The organism is Burkholderia sp. AU45251 (assembly GCF_030482905.1).
In the GTDB taxonomy this organism is placed as follows: Bacteria; Pseudomonadota; Gammaproteobacteria; order Burkholderiales; family Burkholderiaceae; genus Burkholderia; species Burkholderia aenigmatica.
The window spans coordinates 1-802 of the sequence record NZ_JAUJQH010000082.1; the positions used below are offsets into that span (position 1 = coordinate 1).

Sequence of the window (802 nt, forward strand, 5' to 3'; positions counted from 1 at the left end):
CGCCAGAAGACCCAGCTCGAACTCGTGAACATCATCGAGAAGGTCGACGTGACCTGCGTGATGGTCACGCACGACCAGGAAGAGGCGATGACGATGGCCAGCCGCCTCGCGGTGATGAGCGAAGGCAAGATCGTGCAGATCGGCGCGCCGGGCGAGGTGTACGAGTTTCCGAACAGCCGCTTCTCGGCCGAATTCATCGGCTCGACCAACCTGTTCGAAGGGCGCGTGGTTGAAGACGAGCCCGACCACATCTTCGTCGAAAGCGACGATCTCGAAGCACGCATGTACGTGAGCCACGGCGTGACGGGCCCGCTCGGGATGCCGGTCGGCATCTCGGTGCGCCCGGAGCGCATTCACGTGTCGCGCGAGAAGCCGGGCTCGAAACACAACTGGGCGCGCGGCGTCGTGACCGACATCGCGTACATGGGCAGCTACTCGCTGTACCACGTGCGCTTGCCGAGCGGCAAGACGGTGGTGTCGAACCTGTCGAGCTCGCACCTGATGAACGACACCGCACCGGCGTGGAACGACGACGTGTTCGTGTCGTGGTCGCCGGCCAGCGGCGTCGTGCTGACGCAGTGAGGACGCCACGATGAGAACCTCCGCCTCCAATCCGTCCGCGCCGGTGCCGACCGGTGCCGCGAGCGCCGGCACCGGCCGCGCCCGCCCGGGCCGCTTTGCCGCGCTGTCGCGTTTTCTGCCGTCGGGTCGCAGCGTCGCGATCGGCGTGCCGTTCCTGTGGCTGGCCGTGTTCTTCGCGCTGCCGTTCGTGCTGGTGCTGAAGATCAGCTTCGCCGACCAG

At 66.6% G+C, this 802-nt stretch carries 1 protein-coding gene and 1 pseudogene; both read left to right on the forward strand.

Annotation, left to right across the window (positions count from 1 at the left end):
- Nucleotides 1-582 (forward strand): TOBE domain-containing protein (locus QZM67_RS39830; RefSeq protein WP_301811974.1); only part of this gene is annotated, 582 nt, incomplete at its 5' end.
- 10 nt (nt 583-592) lie between these two features.
- Nucleotides 593-802 (forward strand): annotated as a pseudogene (locus tag QZM67_RS39835) (putrescine ABC transporter permease PotH); the annotation flags it as partial.